This window comes from Nitratireductor sp. CH_MIT9313-5 (assembly GCF_037029545.1).
Taxonomy (GTDB): domain Bacteria; phylum Pseudomonadota; class Alphaproteobacteria; order Rhizobiales; family Rhizobiaceae; genus Chelativorans.
In genome coordinates, this window is the sequence record NZ_JAYMER010000014.1 from 911,309 (window position 1) to 912,043 (window position 735).

Genomic DNA, 735 nt, shown 5'->3' on the forward strand with positions numbered 1-735 from the left:
GGGGACCTATTGAGAGGCTGGGCCGGTATCCGCAGAAGGGGCAGGTGGTTGTGGTAGGCGCTTAGGCGAAGACCGGGCCGCGCTCTGCGATCATCTGCCAATGGGTCCCGGATAGCCTGACGGCTTCCGGGATGACGTCGGGTGAGTGCGCTACTCGTCATCCCGGCCGAGCGGAGCGAGCCGGGACCCATTGAGAGGCACGGCCGGTGTCCGCAGAAGGGACTAGCGGAGCGCGTAGGCGCTCAGGTGAGGACCGGGCCGTGCTCTTCGATCTCCTGTCAATAGGTCCCGGATAGCCTTCAGCTTCCGGGATGACGGGTGGTGAGTATGCCATTGGCGTCATCCCGGCCGAGCGGAGCGAGAGCCGGGACCTATTGAGAGGCTGGGCCGGTATCCGCAGAAGGGGCAGCTGGTTGTGGTAGGCGTTTAGGCGAAGACCGGGCCGTGCTCTGCGATCTCCTGTCAATGGGTCCCGGATAGCCTAGCGGCTTCCGGGATGACGTCGGGTGAGTGCGCTACTCGTCATCCCGGCCGAGCGGAGCGAGAGCCGGGACCTATTGAGAGGCTGGGCCGGTATCCGCAGAAGGGGCAGCTGGTTGTGGTAGGCGTTTAGGCGAAGACCGGGCCGTGCTCTGCGATCTCCTGTCAATGGGTCCCGGATAGCCTTCAGCTTCCGGGATGACGGGTGGTGAGTATGCCATTGGCGTCATCCCGGCCGAGCGGAGCGAGAGCCGG